Genomic DNA, 22736 nt, shown 5'->3' on the forward strand with positions numbered 1-22736 from the left:
CTCTTGCAGAGGAGAAGTTTACTCAATCGGGGGAGAAGTTCGCTCAACGCTTGATATCGTAGCGTTCAATAGATACCTTGTAATCAGCACTATAGCAAAACCGCTCTCAACAATTACAATTCGTCTGACCCATGAGCTATACACTTCCCAACAAAGAATCAGCCGATGGTGAGATTAGATGTCCCAACCGAACAGGCCAGATGATGGCACCGAACAGCCGCTTCTGGATATACGCGAGCCTCGCCGCTCTGTGTGTCGTGGTTCTAACGGCGTTCGATTTCGGGTCGGATTTTAGACTGGCTCCGAACGGCACCACCGTGCTGTGCGATGAGGCCGATGTGGGCGACACCGGCGAGGTAGACGGCACCGTCTACACGAAACGCACCGCCGACCAGATTACCACGGGGAATGCGGCCACCACATGCACCAGCGGCATTACAGATATGAGCGGGTCGTGGCGTACTTCACCCGGCGAAAATTTTTTTAGTGATTCCGACTTCAACGAAGATATCAGTACCTGGGACGTCTCCAGCGTCGAAAACATGGAAGGCATGTTCTCCAGCGCCGCCTCGTTCAACCAGGACATCGGCGAATGGGATGTCTCCAGCGTCGAAAACATGTTCCACATGTTCAGAAGAGCCACCTCGTTCAACCAGGACATCGGCGACTGGGACGTCTCCAGCGTCGAAACCATGCGCGGCATGTTCTATGAAGCCACCTCGTTCAACCAGGACATCGGCTCCTGGGACGTCTCCAGCGTCGAAACCATGCGCGGCATGTTCTATGAAGCCACCTCGTTCAACCAGGACATCGGCTCCTGGGACGTCTCCAGCGTCGAAAACATGGCCTACATGTTTTATGGTGCCTCCTCGTTCAACCAGGACATCAGCGACTGGGATGTCTCCAACGTCGAAGACATGCGCTGGATGTTCTATGGAGCCGCCTCGTTCAACCAGGACATCGGCTCCTGGGATGTCTCCAGCGTCGAAACCATGCGCGGCATGTTCCGTGGAGCCGAATCGTTCAACCAGGACATCGGCTCCTGGGACGTCTCCAGCGTCGAGGACATGACCAACATGTTCGTTAGAGCCGAATCATTCAACCAGGACATCAGCGACTGGGACGTATCCAGCGTCATAAACATGAGCCACATGTTCAATGGAGCTTCCTCGTTCAATCCAGAATATGCACCTGAGGGAGCGCCGCTTCCATAGATAGCCGTAGCTTTTGTATGTGCATGTATATGCAGTCGCATACCGGTACCACAAGAGATCGGGCTCAGCAGACAAACGGCTTATTTGAACGGCCCGTAAGCGCAACGCCGGTTTGGAGAGTCCAAAACACTCGTTGCAACAACAGCGTCAGCCAGACCGCCACCCGGGCGATGAAACGCGGCGTGACCCGGAGCTTGCTTTAATCGACGACCAGGCATCGTCTTGCATGTGGGCGATGTGAAGTATATCCTGTACGTGCATAGGTATCACACGCTTCACCAGCACGACTCATTGATCCCGCATCGCATGGCGTGCTATGCCTACTCTGTTGACATAGGCTCAGGCGGGTTTTGGGTATCATGTTGATTTGCCAGCGTGTTGCCAGAGTTTATGGATGTGTGTTATGTCAAGTGGGTTGACATAAGTATAGGTTATACAACCAGAGGTTGGCCCTGTCGAACTGTGAGTCTGGGTTGAGCGTACACGTTGGTGTCTAAACGAAACCCATCTGCTAACATCAGATTTCGTCTCATGAACGTGACGGAGAAAATCAACGAGCGGGTGCAGCAACTGCCAGAACGAACGCAGTCCGAAGTGCTCGACTTCGTGGAGTACCTTCTCGCAAAAGCCGAACGGCAGCAGGCGCGCCAGGCGGAGCAAGAGTGGTCTCGACAATCCTTATCGCTGGCGATGCGAGGCATGGAAGACGAGAACGGTCCCGAGTACACAGCGGAGGATCTTGAAGAACGTTTCTCCTCGTCATGAAAGAGCCGGGCCAGATCATCCTGTTTCGGTTTCCTCGAGCAGATTTGTCGGAGGGTAAGCTTCGCCCGGCCTTGCTGCTCAGCGAGGTGCCGGGGCCTTACGAGGACTGGCTGATCTGTATGATCTCCTCGCAAGTGCACCAGCGAATCGACGGATTCGACGAGCTTGTCGAGGAAGACGATGAGGATTTTGCCCGTTCGGGCCTGAAGGTGACGAGCGTGATTCGGATAGGCCGCCTTGCGATCGTGGAAGGTGGAATGCTGGAGGGAAGGATGGGCACGATCAGCCCGGAGCGAATGACACGAATCCGGAAGAGACTTTCGGAGTGGATTGGCAACAGCGGAGAGCGTTGACAGGAATCGGTGGCCGTAGAACACATCGCTGTATAACACATCGTAGCACCTGACGGTGGCCGGGTGCGCCTTGAATCGACCGCAGTGTCTCATGTGCTCACCGCGAGGGCCTGGCGTACCCACCGCCGGTGAGCGCTACCCGTTATAAATAGGAGAAGTTGTGATCGACAAGATCGAGCAATGGATACACCAGACCAATTCCGCACATACAGAGGTGCGTCGGTCCTGCTCCGTCTTTGAGGCGTACTTTAAAGGCTTCTATTTGCCCGACTTTCTAGAAACAGCATTTTTCGTTGTTACCGACGAAATTCCAAAGCCCGATTTCCCTGAGTTGCGGGAAGTCGGCTTGGGAGATTTCATCGATATGGATGTTGGAGGCATTACTTACAACGACACCTATTATGTGAAGCAAGGTGCAGCGAACGAGTTGCGACTCCACTTCCATGAATTGGTACATGTGCTTCAATGGCGGGAGCTCACCCCTCAAGGCTTTATAGAGCGGTACATTCGAGAGATTCAGGATTTTGGATACGACAAAGCTCCGCTCGAAAACATGGCTTACGCCTTAGACGGGCATTACCAGAACCAGGGTCGACCTCTCAATGTGGAGCAGTACGTCCGAGAAAATTTATAACAATTCGCGTCACTCGGACGCACTAACGTGCGCCGGTGAGCGCTCCGCGTTACACCACAAAGCCCGCCAGAAAACAGCAAGACCCCTCTCCACAACACGGAAAAACAGAACTGGTAGAGCGGCGTCCTCCGATGCATCTCTCACGAATCGGCGATCTACCACACCCCGCCTGTAACGATATAGCGGGACGGTGTACATACTCATCCCGGATTTGTATAGTGGGACCGTTATCTGATCCGCATTTGCGTTGACTTCGCGTCGATCCCCCACGCCCTACCGCTGTGTCTACCGCTACCACGGCCGTTTTGCTGTTTAGCCGTCGCCCGGGTGTCGAGGCGCGGCATAAGCAGGTGGTGCCCCACGATTACACCACCAGCACGCGCGTGGCCCATGTGCTGCAGGAGCACACCCGTCAGGCGTTGCAGCAGAGCGGATATCCCGTCATCGAACACACGGAAGCCGCTCAGCGCGGCACCACGTTTGGCGAGCGGTTGGCGCATGCGATGGCTTCCGCCTTTGCGGCGGGATACGAACGGGTGATCGCCGTTGGCAACGACTGCCCCACTCTGCACGATGTCGATTGGGCCACGGTTGATGCGCATCTTGCCGATGGCCAGCCGGTGCTGGGACCCACGCCCGAGGGCGGCACCTATCTCATTGGCATGCGCCGCGATCATTTTGATGCGGAGGCATTTGCTGCGCTCCCGTGGCAGTCGGCCCACACCGAACAGGCGCTGCACCAGCATCTCGCAACCCTCAGCGGACAGACGCCGGTTCGGCTCGTGCCGCGAAGCGATGTCAACACGCCGGGCGATCTGCATACACTGGTTCAGGCTGCGTGTACGGCTCCATCCACTGCGCTGCTCGGGCAGCTCTGCGATGCACTTGGACGGCGTCCGGAGCATGGCCCACTACCGCCTTCATCTCTAAAAAGCACCTCGTACGTCCGTCTACAGCAGGCGCGGGCTCCTCCCATCGTCCGCGCATAGTTAATCCTTCTCCGTTGGGATGGAAGTCCGATGGAAGGTTACTCTGATCCTGTGTCTCCGGTACGCCGCGTCGCGATGCATGGCCAGCCACAGGATAGGGCCGTGTCACCGGTCAATGTTTGGGTGGTGCTTTGTCTTGTTCGAACCCCCTCTCCCTACGGGTTTCTCCCCCTTAGCCAAGGGGGAGATGTCCACAGGATCACGCCTGCGGCGAAGCTCGAAGACAGAGGGGGTTTGAGCGAATCGTAGTGACAGAGTCTCGGGTTTTCCTCGGTATGTTTGGACACCCGGACGCCCCCAAATCGACCTGTGACACTCCAATACTTCCGGGCGTGGCTGATGGGATGGCTCGCGATAGGCCGCCCAGCTCCGCCACAACGTGTTCTGCTGTAGACGTACCTTTTTCTGCTGATTATGCCTGTATTGATACCGTTTCGTTTGCATCATCGTCTTCACCTGCTTGCCCTCGCGGGGGCGGTTCTGCTGGCCGCGCTGGGAATGCCATCCACGGCCCATGCGCAGGCGGGTCTTGAAATCCGACTGCTCGATTCCGACACCGGGGCGCCGGTCGAAGGCGCCACCGTGCGCATCACAAATACTAATATCGGATACGAAGCCACACGCACCACAGACGCAGATGGCCGTACGCGTCTGCTGGGCCTTTCCACCTCGGGGGCGTACGACGTGTCTACCCCCGAGACGGATGACCACTTTGCTGCCGAGGTCACCGGCTTGCGGCTGCGCACCGACCATACGCGTAGCATCACGCTGGTGCTTGCTCCGGCTACCGATCGCGAGTTGGATGAGGTGGTGGTGCGGAGCACAATGGGACTTACGACGGTGAACCGTGTCAACGCGGAGGTGTCGTCGTCCATATCCAGCCAAACCATTGAGGATACGCCCGTTGAGGGCCGCAATTTCAAGGAGGTGCTGAAGCGGCTGCCCAACGTGACGCCCGCTACCGGGTTTTTTACGGAGGCACCGGTGGTGAGCATCAATGGGGCCAATGGGCTCTACACCAATTATCTGATCGACGGCATGGACAACAACGAGAATTTCCTGGGCGGCCCGCAGTTTGAGCTGCCTACTGGAATGATCGAGGACATCACGGTGCTGTCGAGCACGTATTCGGCGGAGTTTGGGCGGACGGGCAATGGCATTTTCAACGTAACAACCAAGTCGGGCAGCAATGAGCTTACCGGCGAGGCGTTCTACCTCACGCGTCCCGGTCCGCCGCTCGATTCCAGTTCGCCGTTTGCGCAGCGCGATCTGTCGGGCAACCCGGTGAAAGATGGATTTTCGCGCCATCAGGGCGGGTTTTCGGTGGGGGGACCCATCGTGCGCGATCAGACCTTCTTCTTTGTGAACGCAGAACACACCAGCGATTTTAAGGACAACCTGCTCAACGTACCTGACCTGGGCGTCAACGAAACCGTGCAGGGGCAGAACCACCAGTCGTATCTCTCGACCCGGCTCGACCACCGGTGGTCCGATCACTGGCGCTCTACGCTGCGCACCAACTACAACCGCGTGCGCATCGATCGGCAGGGCGGCGGCCTGGAGGGAGGCGTGCAGTTTGCCTCGGCAGCGGATACACAGGTGCGCGACGGCCTCCATGTTGCCCTTGCCAACACCTACACGCGCGACCGGTGGGTGTACGAGGCCAACGCGCAGTACAGCTGGTTCAACTGGGACTTTGCGCAGCCCCGCAACCCCGATGCCTCGCAGGTCACGATGGAGGGGCCCGACGGCACCACGCTGGGCATTCTGGGGCATCCGGGCTTCCGGTTCGACGAGACCGAGCACACCGTGCAGTTGCAACAGAAGGTGCGGTATGATGCCGGCAGTCACGACCTGCTGGCCGGGTTGGATGTGATCCGCTCCGACTTTTCGCTGGCCGGTGGCGGCAACCCCAACGGCAACTACACCGTGCGTCTGTCGGATACGCAGGTGCAGGCCCTCCGCGATCAGCAGCCCAGCCAAGACCTGGCTCCTGATGATCTGCGCAACCTGCCCGGCTCGGTTGAGGTGCTCAACTATGGCGTTGAAACGCGTCCGGCCACCTTCGGAACCGATCAGGTGCTCATTGGAGCGTATCTGGAAGATCAGTTTTCGCCCATCCGCAACCTGAACGTCACCGCGGGCGTGCGCTGGGATTACGACAGCCTGTCGAAGGGCGGGTCGGATTCGGGCACCTATACCAACTTCGCGCCTCGCCTCAGCCTGAACTACGCGCTTGACGAGCGGAGCAGTCTGCGGGGCGGATACGGCATGTTCTACGACAAAATCGTGTACTCCGTCTACAGCGACGCGCTGCAGTTTAGCTCCACCGCCCCCGGCTTTCAGAGCCAGCTGCAGTCGCTAATCGACCAGGGCGTGCTGCCCAGCGACACTAATATCGACCGCATCACAAATCGGGGCAACCTCACCGCCAACGCTCCCAACCCTGGTGCGGTACCGTTCCTCGATGGTCCCACCCCCGAGGAGCTATCCGATGAGCGGGCTTCGATTTTTAGCAACGAGCTTCGCATCCTAAACCCCGACGGATACGACAACCCGGTCACGCATCAGTTTTCGCTGGGCTATCAGCGCGAAGTGGCTGCGAACACGCTGTTTTACGTGGACCTGATTCACACCCGCTCGTTCAACGAATTCCGGCTGCGCGACCTGAATGCGTCCGAGCCCTTCTCGATTGCACCCGAGGAGGTGCAGGCCGCCCAATCCGATCCCGACCGCGATCCATCGGAGCTGGTGCGCACGCAATTTGAGGCCGATCAAACGCGTCCCACGGATATTTTCGAGCGCGATGGGGATGGCGACATCCTCACGGATGCCGACGGAAATCCGCAGTTTCGAGATGGGGTGGCACGGCAGATCGTCATGACGGAAACTGCCGGTGAGGCGCGCTACTGGGCGGCCAACGTGAACCTGATTGGCGAGCGCGGCGAGGGCGATTTTGCCTACCGGCTCTCGTACACGCTCTCTCAGCTGCGCAACAACACCGACGACATCAACTTCCGCGCGCAAAACGCTAATGACTTCGACGATGAGTGGGGGCCCTCGGTGAACGACCGCACGCATGTCATTGACGGCATGCTGTCGTATTTCCCGACCGACCGCCTGCGTCTTACGCTGGCGAGCCTTATCCAGAGCGGACAGCCCGTAAACCGGGTGCCCGATGCCGAGGTATTCGGCACCACCGACCTGAACGGCGACGGTCGCGCGTTCTCGGATGCGTACCTCGGCAACAATGACCGTTGGCCCGGCGAAGACCGCAACAGCGATCGCCTGCCCTGGTCGACCACGTTCGATGTGAGCGTACAGTACGCGCTTCCCATTGGCGGCGGACGCGTAGTGGCCCGTGCCGATGTGTTTAACGTGCTGAACGCCGAAAACCTGAGCGGCTTTGCCAACAATGCGACGCAAAGCAATCAGATTCAGACCGGCCCGGCCAGCTCGCGGCAGTTTGAACAGCGCAACGCCGCGCCCCCCCGCCAATTTCAGTTTGGCGTGCGCTACTTGTTTTAGTGCCTGAATGTTATGGGCCAACATTGTCATCGCGAGGAGGGAGCGTGCGACCGACGCGGCGCTGTGAGCGCTAGCGAACGAGTACTCCTGGGGTGCGATCTCATGCGCCTGTTAGAGGGGTTTATTCTGCTTAGAAGGCACAAGATTGCCACGTCGCTGGCGCTCCTCGCAATGACATACTCGAAGATTCTTATGTGGGCCTACTTAAGTGGTTGACATATGGTTTACATCATCGCAACCCGGTCAAACCCCCTCTCCCTACGGGTTTCTCCCCCTTGGCCAAGGGGGAGATGTCCACAGGATCACGCCTGCGGCGAAGCTCGAAGACAGAGGGGGTTCGAACAAGCCAAAACTGCGGTCTCCAATCACCTGTTCATTTAGCCTCTATCCATTACCCATAATTCCTTTTCGTCCACCACGCCTATAGCCATGCCTCCAACCCGTGCCCGCCATCTCGCACTGCTCATCGCTTTCCTGGCCATTGGCTTAACTGGATGCGCCTCCGATTCGGATACCGATCACGAACTGCTTGACCAGTCGTGGGAGGCCATTGAAGCGGAGGCAGAAGGCATCTCCCTCACCATGATGATGTGGATGGGCGACCCAGCAATCAATGACTACATGGCAGACTTTGTAGTGCCCGAGCTGAAGTCGCGCTATGGCATTGAGCTGGACATTGTGAGCGGGCAGGGCAGCCAGATTGTGTCTACGCTGCTCTCCGAGATCGAAAGCGGGCGCTCCACCAGCCAACTCGATCTGATCTGGCTGAATGGCGAGACGTTTTTCCAGCTGCGCGAAATCGACGCCCTCTTTGGTCCGTTTACCGATGCGCTTCCGCATTCCGAGTACGTGGATTACGACGATCCCTTCATCGGCATCGACTTTCAGCAGCCCATTGATGGATACGAAGCGCCGTGGGGGAACGTGCAGTTTACGCTCATCTACGACAGCGCCGTGGTCGAGAGTCCGCCGCAGACGCCCGAGGAGTTGGCGACCTGGGTGCAGGAGCATCCGGGGACGTTTACGCTCCCGAATGAGTTTGCTGGCATGACGTTGCTCAAGTCGCTTATGATGGCCAAAGCCGGCCCCGAAACCCTCTACGGCCCATTTGACGAGGCGGCCTACGAGAAGTGGAGCAGCGAACTGTGGACGTACCTGAACGATCTGAAGCCGTACTTCTGGCGGTCGGGGCGCACGTTTCCCAGAACGCTTTCGCAACAGCACCAGCTGTTTTCGAGTGGCGAGGTGGCGTTCACCATGAGCAACAACGACAGCGAGGTCGACAACAAAGTAGCGCAGGGCGTCTTTCCGGAGTCCAGCCGGGCTTATGTGCTGGAGAGCGGCACCATCCAGAACAGCCATTACCTGGGCATCCCCAAACATTCCGACAACAAAGCCGCCGCTTTGGTGGCTATCAACTTCATGATGTCGCCCGAAGCGCAGTACGAGAAGATCCAGCCGGATGTGTGGGGCGATGGCACCGTGCTGGATCGCGACCGGCTACCTTCCGAGTGGCAGCAGCGCTTCGACGACATTCCCGGACGCGAGCGCGCTCCCGATCGGGCGGACATCGAGCCGTACGCGCAACAGGAACTTGCGCCCGAGTACATGATGCGCCTGTCGGACGACTTCCGCACCTATGTCATGGAGTGATTCGCTCCAGCTTCCTGAACTCTATTCGCCGAACACTATGCGCTCGCTTGCTATTACCGTGCTGATTGTGCTGTGCGGTGTGCCCGTTGCGATGAGCATCGGGTACGCTGCGTTGTACAGCCTCGGGCTGGTGGGACTGCTAGGGGATGGCTTCACGCTGTCGAATTGGGCCCAGCTTCTGGATGGCGAGTTTGGGCGATCCATCGCCTATTCGGCGTACGTAGCCGGAGCGTCTATCGTGCTGGCCCTGGGCGTAGCTTTGGCGCTTCTTGTGTCCATACCTCGCGTCATAGAGCACCCAAACGTGTACCGTCTGCTCTTCATCCCGCTCACGCTCCCCCCGATCGTCGCGGCGTTTGTGATGTACCAGCTGCTCTCGGGTGGCGGACTGCTGTCGCGCATCGCCTGGCACCTCGGACTCGTGGCCGATGCCGGAGCCTTCCCGGCGCTGGTCAACGATCCGTATGGCATCAGCATTATCCTGACGCACACGCTGCTCGTGTTTCCGTTTCTGCTGCTGGTGCTGGTCAATCTCTGGCGTAACGAAAATCTGTACGAGCTTGCGCGCGTTGCGGCCTCGCTTGGAGCCGGGCGCTGGCAGATCATCCGCCGCGTACATGCGCCGGTGCTTCTGCGCGGTATATTTCCACTGGCCGCGCTCTACTTTGTGTTCTTTCTGGGCGCTTACGACATCCCCCTGGTGCTCGATGCCTCATCGCCCCGCATGATTAGCGTGCTGGTGCTGGAGAAAATGCAGCGTTACAACCTGGCCGACATCCCCGTCGCCTATGCGATGGCCACCTGGTACGCACTCCTCTGCCTGGCTACAATCGGACTGCTCTACACGCGGTTCTCGCGGAGGTACGCACTATGACCACATCCTCCCGCCGCATACTGATTGCAGCGCTGGCCGTCCTCTTCGGACTGCCTCTCGTGCTGCTCATCTACCTGTCGGTGTCTACGCAGTGGCACTACCCTGCGCTCATCGATCATCCGTTCACGCTGCGGCACTGGCACTGGCTGCTTCAGGGTAATTCGCCGCTCGTGGCATCGCTCGGGCTATCGCTCGGGCTGTCGCTGACGGTGGGCGCTGTGGCTACCCTAACCGGATTTGCTGTGAGCCGCCTGCTGGCGTATCATACCCGCAGCACCTACTGGCTTCTGCTGGCCTACGCTCCCTACGTGATTGCGCCGGTCATCCTGGCGGTGATGCTCAACGTGTATCTGCTACGCATCGGACTTACCGGCACCGTACCCGGCGTGGCGATGGCGCAACTGCTCATCACCATTCCGTACGCCATACTGTTTTTCTACGGCTTCTGGAACGAGCGCATCCGCTCTATGGAGCACCTGGTGCGCACGATGGGCGGCGATGCCCAAACCGTGTTTCTCCACGCCATCTGGCCCGCCGCCCGTGGACTGCTCGCCGTCTGTTTCTTTCAGACGTTCCTGATCTCCTGGTTCGAGTACGGACTCACGCAGTACATCGGCGTCGGCAAGGTGCAAACCCTCACCGTTATGGTCTTCCGCTACGTAAGCGAAGCCAACCCGTATCTGGCAGCCCTTGCAGGCGTCCTGCTCGTCATCCCACCCCTGACCCTGCTGGTTGTAAATCGGCGCGTTCTCGTTCAACGAATCTGGAGTCACAAACGATGATCACCCTGCGCAATATCAGCAAGGAGTTTGGGTCCGAGCAGGTGCTGCACGATGTGCATCTTACGCTCAACAAGGGGGATACGCTGGCCGTGCTCGGCGCCTCAGGGAGCGGCAAAACAACGCTCCTGAAGATCATCGCCGGGATCCATCGAGACCACAGCGGATCCATCCACGTAGGCGATACCCGCATCGATCCGCTGCCGCCCCAGAAGCGCGGGGTGGTCTACCTGTACCAGGAGGCCCTGCTCTTTCCGCATCTGACTGTCCGCGAAAACGTGGGGTTCGGGCTCTCCGTACAGAATGCGTCCGATGCCACGCAGCGCGAAGCCGTCGATGCGATGATCCGCGACATGGGCCTCGCCGCCCACGCCGACAAGTATCCCGCCCAGCTTTCAGGCGGACAGCGGCAGCGCGCGGCGTTTGGGCGCGCCGCCATCATTCACCCCGATGTGCTCCTGCTGGATGAGCCGTTCGCCAGCCTCGACTTCGACACGCGCAACGAGATGCAGCAGCTCTTTACACGCATTAGCGATGCCCACACCATGACAACGCTCTTCGTGACGCACGATGCCAGAGAGGCGCTGCGCGTCGGTGATCGCTTTGCACAGATGCGCGACGGCATGCTGCACACCTACGACAGCCGACGCGCGTTCATTGAAGATGCCGCCAGTGGCGTACAGTCGGAGCTGGACTTCTGGACGCAAATCCAGCAAGAAATCGCCGCCGATTCGTCTCCCCAGTAAACGCCTGGGGCTTTCGCATCCTCAACCATTATCCCGCCGATACACATGTCCGCACCTGCCCCTGTCACCGCCATTTTAGGCAGCGCCTTCCACACCCTCACGGGCACGCTTGATCTGGAGCGCATCGACATCGAAACGCCGTGGGGATCGCAGTTTTTGCATCGGGTGACGGATGCCGAGCGGCCTGCGTATGTGCTGTTTCGGCATGATGTGCCGCACCGGCTTCTGCCCAACCAGATCAACTACCGGGCGCAGGCGTGGGCCTTACGTGAGGTGGGGTGCGGCGCGCTGCTCGTAACCAGTTCGGTGGGCGTGCTGGATGCGGAGGTGCCGCTCTACACGCCGCTGTTGGTGCGCGACCTGATCATGCTCGAAAACCGACTGCCAGACGGGTCCACCTGCACCATGTTCGACACGCCCGCGTCCGATCACGGCCACCTGGTGCTCGACGACGGACTCCTTGCCTCGGCGCTGAACACGCAGCTTCGTTCGCTTGCCGAGGCGGTGGAGGCACCTATTGCCCAAGAAGAAGTGGTGTTCGCCTATGTGGGCGGCCCTCGCGGAAAAACGGCAGTCGAGAACCGGATGTGGCCGCGTTTGGGCGCGCAGGTCAACTCCATGACGCTGGCGCCGGAAGTGGTGCTTGCCAACGAGTTAGAGATTCCGTGCGCCGCGCTCGTGGTCGGGCACAAGTACTCGCTTCCTGACCATGATCCGCCTGAAGACCGGGCGGCCCTTGCCGACACGCTCGACCGATCGCGTAGCGAGCAGGAGCGCATCGTGCAGCAGTTTCTGCAGTACGGTACACCGGTGCCATTTGGTAATCGCATTTTTCGGTTTAACGATAACTCTGACACATGAGCACAGCCGTCCTATCTGAAGACACCGTTGCCACACACGTTGAAGCGGCGTATCCCGCGTTCACCGCGACGGGATCGCCGGCGCGCATGACAGGCGGCAACTTGAACAAGGTATGGCGCGTGCCCGGCAGACCTGCGTCTGTGATTGCGAAGTATGCGCCTCCGCACATCGCCAGCGCGCCGGATGTGCCGCTTGACCCCGAGCGGCTGCATGTGGCCGCCCGATGCTTGCAGCTCTTTGCGTCTGGGGAACCCCTATCCGACCTGGCCACACCGGCGTGTCGTCCGCCGAAGCGGCTTGGGTGGGATCCGGAGGCACCGCTGCTCATCATGGAGGACCTGGGCGATCTGTCCGACCTGGGCACCTGGCTGCATGGGGCGCCTCCCAACAGCAAAGCGGCCAACGCCGGGTCGCGACTCGGCACGTTCATAGGACACCTCCACGCCCGCACCTACGACGCCGCCGCAATCGCAGAGCAGGTTGCGAATCCTGCCATGCAAGCAACCCGTCATGCGGTGCAGTATCGTCAGGTGCAGGCGTTTCTTGAGGCCGCCGACATCGCCGATGCCGAGGCGCTGGGCCAGCGGGCCACTGCACTGGGCGAGCGCTTTCAGCAGCCCGGATGCTGCATGATTATGGGCGACCTGTGGCCGCGGTCGCTGCTGCTGGTGGATCATGCGGTAGACACGGCGCGGTTCCGTATCATCGACTGGGAGTTGGCGCATTACGGTCACCCGGCGCAGGACATCGGGCACCTGGCCGCCCATTGCTGGATGCTTGCTCATCGTGCGTCCACACCCGATGCAGCGCAGGCGGTCCATGAGTGGTATCGCGCGTTTCTTACAGGCTACCACGGCACCGTACAGGCCAAACATACTGGATCTGCCGGTGCGTTCTGGGGGCCTGAGGGGCGCCGGATGGCTGCTCTGCACATGGGATGCGAGATCTTGGCACGCACCACCGGGGCGTTCCAAGACGGCTACCTCTACGACGGGCTCGTTGTTAACCATCCCGCGATGCAAGCGGCTGTGGATCATGCCGCGCACTGCCTGCGCGCCCCTGCCGATACCGTGCTCTTTGAGAGCCTGGTAAGTTGATTTCTTATTCTGGCTGCCAGAAGTACTTCCTCCCTACGGTCGTGGTACTCGCCTTGCTCTCAAGCCTTATCCCTCTAATCGTAATTGTTTGAGTCGTCTTCTGCTTCTGATTCTGTGCTCTCATGCCGTTTGCGGTACACAGAAGGAGAAACTCCAAACGCTTTTTTGAACGAGCGAGAAAAGTACGATTGACTGTTGAATCCGGCAGCGTATGCGACCTCGCCAATGGTGGCCTTTGACTTGGTTTTTAGAAGCTTAGCGCCTGCCTCTAATCGTCGGTATCGAATAAGTTGTACAGGTGTACGATCGTAGTACATATCCATTTGCCGCCGCAGTTGCGAGGGGCTCATTGCCATGGCTGAGGCTAACTCGGCCACGCCAAAATCGGGATCAGCAAGCTGAGCCTCAATGATGCTTTCGAGTTGCTTATCAAAAGGCAAATTATTGTCTCCACCATGTCTTTGAAGAGACGCATTATCTGCTCCATTATTAGAGGGCCGAAGTGTTTGACGGGCACTCACCAGATTTTCGATCAAGGCCTTGAGTTCTTCTCCATTAAAGGGTTTCGTGAGGTATGCATCGCCTCCGACCTCGTAGCCTTGTACGCGAGATTCCGAATCATCAAGTGCTGTTAGAAATATGACGGGAATCTGGTCAACATCCGGGTGGTTTTTGATGGCTTGACACAGCGCAAGGCCGTCCATGCCTGGCATCATGATATCTACAACTGCGATATCAGGAAGTAGGGAGCGGGCTGTTTGGTATCCTGCAGTTCCGTTCTCGGCTTCAACTACTCGATACGCGGGCTCTAAGTGCCAACGCAAATACGACCGGAAGTCAGCGTTATCATCCACGATGAGCACCGTGGTTTGGTCATTTTCGGGAAGGTCATCCTCCGACCTTGCGTGCTTGTTGTCTTCAAGCGAGAGTGCCCGCTCGGCAAGTTGAAGCGGTCGTCCTCCTGCATCAGAGCTTCCTGGTGATGTGGTGGGGGGAGCCGTTTCGTCCACTTCCTGTTGGGGGAGGTGGATCGTAAATGTGGTGCCGATGCCTTCTTTGCTTTGGATGTGAACTTGACCGTCGTGTAGAGCCACCAGTTCATTCACTAGATTCAGGCCAATGCCGATATATCCTTCCTCATGATCCCATCCGGTGTTTTCGTCGGCTTGAAAGGTAGCCTGCAGATATTCAAATTGGCTGGACGGCATCCCAGTGCCCGTGTCTTCCACCCGAATAACTACTGTTTCAGAGGAAGCTTCTTCGTATTCGTGTGAGGTGTCTAGCGTGACCTCAATGCGGTCGCCCGGACGCGTGGCTTGAAAGGCATTGGTGAGTAGGTTAGCGATAACTTTTTCGATTTTCGGCGGATCAAAGACAAAGAGGTGGCCTTCCGTGTCGGATGCGAAAGTCAGCGTGATATTGCGATGTTCGGCAAGCCCCTGAAACGTCCATACACTGTCGGACACAAACGCCACGATGTCGCGCTGTTCGGGCTGCAGCGTCATGGTACCTGTTTCGAGCTTGGCAAGGTCGTGCAGTTGGTTGACCAAGCGGGCGAGCCGTGTTGCATTACGCTGGGCAATACGAAGTTGATTTCGTTCGTCATCGCGTAGCGTAATGTGATCGCTTTCCAATACATAATCAACGGGGCCCAGCGTAAGCGTGAGGGGCGTTCGAAACTCGTGGCTGATTCGCGCAAAAAATCGAGATTTAGAGGCGTCAATGCGCTCTAAGCGGCGGGCCTGGTCTTGTGCAAGGTCGAGCGCTTCTTTGGTTTTCTGCTTTTCGCGACGCAGCTCTTCCGTTCGAGCTTGTACAGTGCGTTCCAGCTCCTCCTTTCGTTTACCAAGAGCGGCTGTACGTATCCAGTAAGCTCCTCCCAATGCAACGATTCCTAACAGCCCAACAAGGCCGTAAAACCACCATGTTTCGTAGAAATGGGGCTGGATCTTAATGTCTATCGTTGCCCCGTTTTCGTTCCAGACCCCGTCTCCACTACTAGCACGTACAGCAAACGTATGGGTCCCGGGCGCAATGTTGGTGTAGGTTGCTCTGCGTTGTCTTGTTGTTGAGCGCCAGTCGCTATCTACGCCATGCAGTTGATAAGCGAACTGCATTTCGTCGGGCTTGACAAAGCTGATCGCGGTGTACACGACATCAAAATTGCGCTCGTGTGGTTGAAGCTCTATGTGTCCGTTGCGAGCACGATAGGTGCTGTCGGGAGTCACCACCTGTTCGATGTGGACGGGGGGCGGTATATCCATTGGGCGTACCTGGGCTGCATCAATGACGGCAGCACCGGCCTGGGTTGGGAACCAGATGCGTCCGTCTTGATCTTGCATACCTGCAGGCTGTATGCCGCCGTTAGCCTCGCGGTTGCGCAACCCGTCGCGCTCGGTGTAACTCGTTGAGGCCACCCGGTCTTGTTCGTCGTAGGCCACTGCATTTAGGCCGGCTCGCTGCACCCAAAAGAGACCTCGGTTGGTGCTCATCCACATACGGCCTTCGTTATCTTCAATGATGCGGTGAATGCCGTCATCAAACAGCCCCTCTTCTGTAGTGAATGTTGTAATGGAGGCTTCGTGTAGGGCTTGACTCGGGACGGCAGGGGAAGGCCACTCAATGCGTGCGAGACCGGCATCTTCGGTGGCGACCCAAACAGTTCCCTCTTCATCCTGATAAATATCACGTATTAAATTGGAAGGGAGTCCCTGCGCCTCGGTAAGTGGGTAAAACGTTCCTTCATGATACACAGCAACCCCGCCTCCATTGGTGCCAAACCATCGTGTGCCATCATTGGCTTCGTAGATGACCCGCACGATGCGGTGGGGCAGGTCGCTATTTTCTGGGGTATACCGAAACCACGTATCAGGGCTTTCGGCAGACGGTTGGTTGCGACGGTAAAGCCCTCGAATGGAGCCGACCCATAGGTTCTGCGAGCTGTCTTCGTGAATCGCAAGCACGCGTCCGGTGTTAAGCTGCTCCTCACCGTCAAAAGGCAGACACTGGTCGCCATCCCATTGACATAGACGTGAACCGCCAACCCAGAGGGTGCTATCAGGGGTTTCGTGGAGTGACCATATGTTGGAGAGGACTGAATTGCCCTGTTGCGGTACAACTGTTGTCGTGTCTTGCGGCGTAATGCGTGTAAGCCCACCATCGAGCGATCCAAGCCAGACGCTCTCGTCGTGACGCTGGAGAATAGGGTAAATGTTTCCGCTTCCTATCCCCTCCTCAGATCCGTAGACAGATATTTGCGACGGCCGGAGATGGTAAATGCCGCTTCCCTGTGTAGCAATCCACAGCCCGTCTTCGTGGTCTTGCATCATTTGTGCAATGCGCGACGATGTGGAGAACACCGTCTCTTCGCCCTGCTGTATGTTGTGTATAGTATTTATCCATACACCTCCCCTATCCGTATTTTGAATCAGACTTCCACGGGCTTGTAAGCGGGGCCGTCCACTATGGTCAGCTTTATGAGCAAGCGTTTGTTCATGAAGCTGGTAAATACCTTCTTCAGTACGGATCCAAAGGGTGTCCGTGTTATCGCTTTGAAGTTCAAAGACAACGCCAACGTCCTCCTCGCGTGCAGAAGGAACAGAAGTCATGGTTCCCTCGGTCCATGTCCATAAGCCATTCCATGCGCCTATAAGCACTGAGCCGTCAGGACGGGAAGTTATAGAGTTAATTCGACTGTCAAAGAAGCGCCCCTCGGTTGTAAGGTGATCGAGTTGACCGTCGTTTTGGTGGCGGTACACCCCTCGACGATTTGTGCCAATCCAGAGGTGCCCCGACTCGGTTTGATGCAGTGCCGTAATATTGTCTTGTATGTACCGCCCCTGTACTGGGTGGGTTGTACCGTCGTCATTCACCCGGTACAGTCCACGTACAGTTCCTACCCATAGAGATTGATCCTGAGATTGGTAGAGCAGCGATGCATCAGGCAGCGAAATGGTGCGAAACGTGCCGTGCTTAAAGCGGACAAGGTGCTGCGATTCTGTAAGAAGCCAGACGGCATCTCCCATCGCATGCACATCTATAATTCGGCTACTGGGCAGCCCGTCATAATCTCCTGACTGGTAAACGGTGAACTGCACGCCGTCAAACCGCACGAGTCCATCGTATGTCGCAAGCCAGAGGTAGCCGTCATCAGTCTGGACGATGTCGTTGACAGAGTTGACAGGTAATCCGTCTTCGACCGTCCATTGCTGCATCACATAGTTTGTGTGCACTTCAGGAGCAGATGGTGACTGTCCCTGCACCGGAAGATACAGCAAGCATAATCCTACACATAGGACCAGGGTCGCCCAATTCGTGCAAAGGTCCTTTTTCATAAGATGTAGATAGGAGTCAAGGTGGGTGAGAAATGGCCCGTTACATATTGGCCATTTCTGAAGCGAAGGGAGGGCACATAGTAATATACCTTAAGACGTGTAACAGAAAGGGTCTATGAGAGTTGCGCGGTTGAGTCCTTATTCTTGTGTAAAGCAGTCGAGCCGATAGAAAAAAGCCACCGTCTTCTGTTAGGTTATAGAAAGATCCACCAATCACAAACCTAACATACCAACGATGGCCGACTTACAGTTTACGATATCAGAAGAGAAAATCCAAGCGATGCTTTTTGGCGAGCGCGGCATGGAGGTGTTGACCGAGGCGCTGTTCAATCAGTTGCTTCAGGCAGAGATGACTGCGCACCTCGGTGCCGGACCCAGTGAACAAACCGAGCAGCGCCGGGGGTACCGCAATGGGTCCTACACACGCAAGCTCACTACGCGTGTTGGAACGCTCGAACTGGAGGTGCCCCGTGATCGCAAAGGCACCTTCAAAACGGAACTCTTTGAGCGCTATCAACGCAACGAGAAAGCCCTCGTGCTGGCCTTGATGGAGATGGTGGTCCAGGGCGTCTCGACCCGCAAGGTGAAGAAGATTACCAATGAGCTGTGCGGGCGACGCTTTAGCCGACAGACCGTCTCGCGCCTGGCGCAGACCCTTGATGAGCAGGTAGCAGCCTGGGCCGAACGTGAGTTAGAGCATGAATACCCCTTCCTCATTGTCGATGCGATGCAGGTGAAGGTGCGGCGTCAGCAGGCCGTGCGATCCACTACGGTGATTAGGGGTTACATGATGATTGCCATAGGAATCAGTGAAGAGGGCTACCGGGAGATTCTCGGGATCAACGTCGGCTTTCGTGAGACGGGCGAAGGCTGGAGAACCTTCCTCTCGAACCTGAAGGCGCGTGGGCTCTCGGGCGTGGAGGTGATCACCTCAGATGCTCATGAAGGGCTACGCGGAGCGATACAGCGTTGCTTCCCGGGTTCGATATGGCAACGCTGCCAGGCCCACTTTCGGCGCAACGTAGTCGACCGCGTGCCGGCCTCCCGCAAAGAGCGCGTACATGAGATGCTTGACAAGATCCTGGAGGCCCCAAGCCCAGAGGATGCGCGCAAAGCGCTGGAGCGAGTCACGCCCGAGCTTCAGGAGAAGGCCCCGACTGCTCTCAAAGTACTGGAAGCGGGCTTCGAAGACGCCACCGCTGTCCTGGCCCTTCCCGCGAAGTACCGGCGCCGCCTCCGGACGAGCAACATGATCGAACGGTTCATTGAGGAGATCCGTAGGCGCGAGAAGGTCGTGCGTATCTTTCCAAATATGCAATCGGCCTGGCGGTTGATCGGAGCGCTCTGTGCTGAACAGCACGAAGAGTGGGGCCATGGCCGGAGATACCTCACCATGGACGCGTACGTCCAATGGAGGGCGCAGCTCGAATACGCTGATAGGCAGCCCAACAATCCCGTACCCAAAGCCGCTTAACTTTGAAGCCTGACAGAAGACCTCTTTACACAACGATCGGGACTTGATCAGTTGCGCTAAGCGGTACGTTTTAGTCGGCTATGTTATGAATGGCATAGTATAACATATCGTTAGAAGAGATCTAACACGGTTTCGTCATCAGGCTTGGTTGGCCTAAAGTGTTGAATCACTTTAGGGTGGAGCTAAAAAATGGACAGTGTTCTCGTCGCGATGCTCTGCGTCGCGACAGACGCATGGACGCGCTGCGTCCGACGCACCAATCCGATGTCACGAACCGGATGGCAGGCGTGGCGACGCGAAGGAGCTGTAGGGCATGCCGCTAGTGCATAGTCACGAGAGTTGGATCTGGTTTGAAGACGCGTCCGCAAGCCACCCTGATGTCGGTAGGCGGACAGGTTAGGGCACTGGCCGTACATGTCCAGCATGACTCCGTGCGAAAAACGCGGACAAGAACGCCTTTGCAGCGAGTGCTTTTAATCGTTTTACCACTACCTAAAGTTAGATAGCAACCGTCCCTCAACACAAAACAAGCGAGCACCGGTGGGTTCACCCAGTCACCGGTACTCGCTTGCCTATGGCCGATGCGCTAGACAGAGGACACACACCGACAGTTACGTGGTACTGTGTCACACCTGAATGTTTGGGGCCAAAATTGTCATCGCGAGGAGGGAGCCCTGCGACCGACGTGGCGCTGTGAGCGCTAGCGAACGAGTACTCCTGGGGTGCGATCTTATGCCGTTGATTGGGCAGCTGCATCCGGTCTGACAGCAATGAGATTGCTTCGCTCCGCTCGCAATGACAAGGCTGTGAGTTATTCGCGGTACGTTAGGCGCACATGTGTTACCCGAACATTGACCTGTGACAGAGTAGTAGTAGCTGGCCCGTTAGAACGTGTAGCGGTATCCCAGTTGGATATTGCGTCCGGGCATGGGGGAGCCGAACTCCGTCCGATCAACGCGCGAGAGGTGATCGCGGTAGAGCGTGTTTGTCAAGTTGTCGATACGTGCGGTGATGCGATGCATCCCGTTTGCATCCAGGCGGAGCCCGGCTTGCATGTTCAGCAGCGTGTAGCCATCGGTGGGGAGTTCTTCATTCGCCACTCGATCTTGCTCGGCCACCATGCGCGTGGAGGCGCCAACCCACCAGGTGCCGGTGTCATACCGTGCCGAAAGGGTGCCGCGAACGGGCGGCATGGTTGGCAGCGGCTCGTCGGTATCGACGCGGGTGCCCCGTACGTAATCAACGGTGCCGCCCAACTCCAGCGCTTCGGTGGCCGCTACGGTAAGCTGCGCTTCGCCGCCCCACAGTTCAGCGTCTGCCGCACGATAGGCAAAGACATCCCATTCGCGGTTGCTGTCGTCGGTAAATGTGTCGCCTGTGGGTTCAAACGCGACGAAGTCATCAATGCGGGCGTAGAAGCCTGAAACCTCGGCATGGATGCGGCCGGTTTGCCACCGTGCAAAGGCGTCGGTACCCAGGCTGCGTTCGGTGTCAAGCGTAGGGTCGCCCTCTTCATACGCGCCTATACCAAAGTGAATGCCGTCAGCGAAGCGCTCTTCGAGCAATGGGAAGCGATGCGAACGGGCTACTTGTGCGCCCACCTCTAGTCCGCGGGTAGGCTGTAGGTTGAGGCCCACTGATCCCGAGAGGGCGTGCGATGTGCGCTGTTCATTACTATCAGGAAAGTCGTCGTTCGGCGTTGTGCGCATGGACTGCGTTTCGCCACGTACGCCGAATTGCAGGCGCAACGCGTTGGTGAGGGGGATTTCCTGGAACGTGAAGAGCGCGAATGTTTCGTGGTGCACGCTTGGCGTAAAGGCCTCATCGCCGCCTACCTCGGTATCGCCTACATACGCGTTCAGGCCGATTGCTCCCGCATCCAATAGGCCGACTGGACGGTGCTGAAGCGTGAGGGTGGCATTCCCGGCATATTGTAGAAACTCCAGTTCGATGTCTTCATCGTCAATGGAGCCGTCGGGATTGAACTCGGTTTCCACCTCTTGCTGGAAGAGGCGGGCGCCATGAAAACGAAGCTCCACCGCCTCAAGAAATCCACCGGAGGTCCACTCCAGTTCGCCCTGCACCGTCTGCTGATTCATGCGGATCTCGGCTTCCTCGTCGGGATCATCAAGTTCTTCGGGAAGCCCAAAGTTGCTGTCTAGAGCCGACACCGAAATGCCGCCCTGAAGATTTGATTGCGTAAATCCCAATCCGGCTGCCCCTTCGATGTTATCGATGAAGGTGCCCGGAAGCAATCCATCAGGGGTGCGCACATCGTCTGCATTCCGGTACGATAGACGCGCGGTAGTGGCCCACGCATCCGAGCCATACTGGTAGCGTCCATATCCGGTGACGCCATCGTTCATGGATGCGCCTTCAGCAGACAATGTGCCGGTGTGCCCGGGTCGCCAGTCGCGCGGAATGTCGGCGGTGAACAGGTTTACCACACCTCCAATTGCACTGGAGCCGTAGAGCAGACTGGCCGGTCCGCGCACCACCTCGACACGCTCGGCAGCCATGGGCTCTAGCGCTACGTTATGGTCGGCGGCTGTGTTTGAGAGGTCGCCCATGCGGTTTCCATTTTCGAGGATCAGCACGCGGTCGCCATCAAACCCACGAATGACCGGGCGGGCAGGCGCCGGGCCGAACGAACGCATGGCAATGCCGGGTTCGCCATCAAGCATCTCTCCAAAGGAGGCTGCTCCACGCTCGTGGAGCGCCTCGGGGTTAAAGGCTTGAGCCGACTGGTAGATGGTTTCACCCACCGGAGAGCCAGTCACAATAACATCATCAAACGTTGTGGTCTCTTCGACAAGGTGCACCGCAATGGGCTCTTCTTGCGGTATGGTAACAGTGGTACGATAGGTCTCAAACCCGACAAATCGGACCTCCAGTGCGTGTGTCCCTACGGGGACATCATCAAACGTAAACGTCCCATCGTCGGCGGTAGACGTGCCACGGTCTAAATCTGGCAAAAGCACTGTGGCACCAGCAAGCGGTTCACCATCATCGGTAACAACACCTTCGAGCGATGACGAAGCCTGCCCGAGAACGGGAGCCGACCATCCAAGGAGCAGCAGTGAGACGACAAGAGCAATACGTATGGTATCGTTAATCATGAAAGCAACGGGAGTGAGTGGGAATGACGAATCTAACTCATTTGTTAGATAGGGGTGGTAAATGTTTTAGTCAAGGCTAAAACATTGAAGATCGTGTATCGAGTGAAGTGAGGAGGACCGTAAAATAGGTTGGTTTACGTCTTACCATCGCGAGGTCTGCCACGCCAACACACATTTTCAGAGTTTTTAGTGTGTATCAATAGTGTGTATACATAGGTGGCGTCATGGTTCACGTGAGGTTTTACAGGAGCCCATGCGTGTTGTCTTTGCGTGGTCTACTGTTGTATCAGATCTGACTGGTATGGCGCGGGAGCCG

Annotated in this window: 15 protein-coding genes; 13 read left to right on the top strand and 2 right to left on the bottom strand. The window is 57.6% G+C overall.

The genetic code is table 11. The features are described from left to right. The first annotated feature begins 131 nt into the window (after positions 1-131). The 12 genes from ACZ5AL_RS00380 (at position 132) to ACZ5AL_RS00435 (ending at position 13493) form a co-directional block, all read left to right on the top strand. The gene (locus ACZ5AL_RS00380) at positions 132-1214 is read left to right on the top strand and encodes a BspA family leucine-rich repeat surface protein (protein ID WP_464511413.1); all 1083 of its coding nucleotides are present in this window, start codon (positions 132-134) and stop codon (positions 1212-1214) included. A gap of 531 nt (positions 1215-1745) precedes the next feature. Continuing rightward, on the top strand, positions 1746-1979 hold the full coding sequence (locus ACZ5AL_RS00385) for a DUF2281 domain-containing protein (protein ID WP_464511415.1): 234 nt from the start codon (positions 1746-1748) through the stop codon (positions 1977-1979). Then, entirely contained in the window at positions 1976-2332 is a 357-nt protein-coding gene (locus tag ACZ5AL_RS00390; RefSeq protein ID WP_464511416.1) for a type II toxin-antitoxin system PemK/MazF family toxin, read from the top strand. Before ACZ5AL_RS00385 ends, ACZ5AL_RS00390 begins: the two co-directional genes overlap by 4 nt. Before the next feature lie 160 nt (positions 2333-2492). Continuing rightward, a complete protein-coding gene (locus ACZ5AL_RS00395) occupies positions 2493-2966 on the top strand; it encodes a hypothetical protein (protein ID WP_464511417.1) in 474 nt (157 codons plus the stop codon). Between the two features lie 281 nt (positions 2967-3247). Beyond that, positions 3248-3955: a DUF2064 domain-containing protein gene (locus ACZ5AL_RS00400; protein WP_464511419.1), complete on the top strand. Its 708-nt coding sequence runs from the start codon at positions 3248-3250 to the stop codon at positions 3953-3955. Positions 3956-4369: 414 nt separating this feature from the next. Further along, positions 4370-7483 (top strand): TonB-dependent receptor, encoded by a 3114-nt coding sequence (locus tag ACZ5AL_RS00405; RefSeq protein ID WP_464511420.1) that lies wholly within the window; start codon positions 4370-4372, stop codon positions 7481-7483. 429 nt (positions 7484-7912) lie between these two features. Further along, complete coding sequence (locus ACZ5AL_RS00410) at positions 7913-9136, top strand: ABC transporter substrate-binding protein (protein ID WP_464511421.1); 1224 nt, start codon at positions 7913-7915, stop codon at positions 9134-9136. 37 nt (positions 9137-9173) lie between these two features. Beyond that, on the top strand, positions 9174-10010 hold the full coding sequence (locus tag ACZ5AL_RS00415) for an ABC transporter permease subunit (protein ID WP_464511423.1): 837 nt from the start codon (positions 9174-9176) through the stop codon (positions 10008-10010). Beyond that, positions 10007-10792, top strand: coding sequence for an ABC transporter permease (locus ACZ5AL_RS00420; RefSeq protein WP_464511424.1), 786 nt, complete (start codon positions 10007-10009; stop codon positions 10790-10792). The genes ACZ5AL_RS00415 and ACZ5AL_RS00420 overlap by 4 nt, the downstream gene beginning before the upstream one ends. After that, complete coding sequence (locus ACZ5AL_RS00425; protein WP_464511425.1) at positions 10789-11535, top strand: ABC transporter ATP-binding protein; 747 nt, start codon at positions 10789-10791, stop codon at positions 11533-11535. The genes ACZ5AL_RS00420 and ACZ5AL_RS00425 overlap by 4 nt, the downstream gene beginning before the upstream one ends. Positions 11536-11580: 45 nt before the next feature. Then, entirely contained in the window at positions 11581-12396 is an 816-nt protein-coding gene (locus ACZ5AL_RS00430) for a phosphorylase family protein (protein ID WP_464511427.1), read from the top strand. Beyond that, positions 12393-13493: a phosphotransferase family protein gene (locus ACZ5AL_RS00435; protein ID WP_464511428.1), complete on the top strand. Its 1101-nt coding sequence runs from the start codon at positions 12393-12395 to the stop codon at positions 13491-13493. Before ACZ5AL_RS00430 ends, ACZ5AL_RS00435 begins: the two co-directional genes overlap by 4 nt. Before the next feature lie 74 nt (positions 13494-13567). Here ACZ5AL_RS00435 and ACZ5AL_RS00440 read toward each other — a convergent pair whose 3' ends face one another. Next, positions 13568-17707 (bottom strand): hybrid sensor histidine kinase/response regulator transcription factor, encoded by a 4140-nt coding sequence (locus ACZ5AL_RS00440; RefSeq protein WP_464513303.1) that lies wholly within the window; start codon positions 17705-17707, stop codon positions 13568-13570. A gap of 355 nt (positions 17708-18062) precedes the next feature. Here ACZ5AL_RS00440 and ACZ5AL_RS00445 point away from each other — a divergent pair, with 355 nt between their 5' ends. Further along, entirely contained in the window at positions 18063-19301 is a 1239-nt protein-coding gene (locus ACZ5AL_RS00445) for an IS256 family transposase (RefSeq protein ID WP_464511429.1), read from the top strand. 884 nt (positions 19302-20185) lie between these two features. Here ACZ5AL_RS00445 and ACZ5AL_RS00450 read toward each other — a convergent pair. Beyond that, complete coding sequence (locus ACZ5AL_RS00450) at positions 20186-22420, bottom strand: TonB-dependent receptor (RefSeq protein ID WP_464511430.1); 2235 nt, start codon at positions 22418-22420, stop codon at positions 20186-20188. Positions 22421-22736 lie beyond the last annotated feature (316 nt).

It is taken from the genome of Natronotalea proteinilytica (genome assembly GCF_055379935.1).